The following is a 343-nucleotide window of genomic DNA, read 5'->3' on the forward strand; positions in this document are numbered from 1 at the left end:
TTTTGTGAGGATTCGGTGACAACCGAGGGGACTCTTCGATGGTTTCCTCTAAGTCTTCTAAGCGAACTTCAAGCTGGGTAATGGTTTCTTCAAGCCCTTCAAGCGTTAGTGGGGTCTCTTCTGGAATCAACCCCATTTGATAATACTGACGCATTTCATTGACGAGTTCAGTCATCTTTTGTCGATTCATTGCTTCAAAGCGGATCGTGTTCTTTTTCCAGACAAAGCTGTACTTATTGGCATCCGCTAAGATTTTTGTCCCATCAATAAAGAGATGATCATCGATAAGTCGTTGTTGTCTTAAATACCGCACAAATTCATCATAACTTTGTTTAAGAATGTC

At 40.8% G+C, this 343-nt stretch carries 1 pseudogene; it reads right to left on the reverse strand.

Annotation, left to right across the window (positions count from 1 at the left end):
• A pseudogene (locus tag HMPREF2758_RS03145) lies at window positions 1-343 on the reverse strand (IS1182 family transposase); the annotation flags it as partial.

It is taken from the genome of Facklamia sp. HMSC062C11, assembly GCF_001810675.1.
Classification (GTDB): Bacteria; Bacillota; Bacilli; order Lactobacillales; family Aerococcaceae; genus Facklamia; species Facklamia hominis.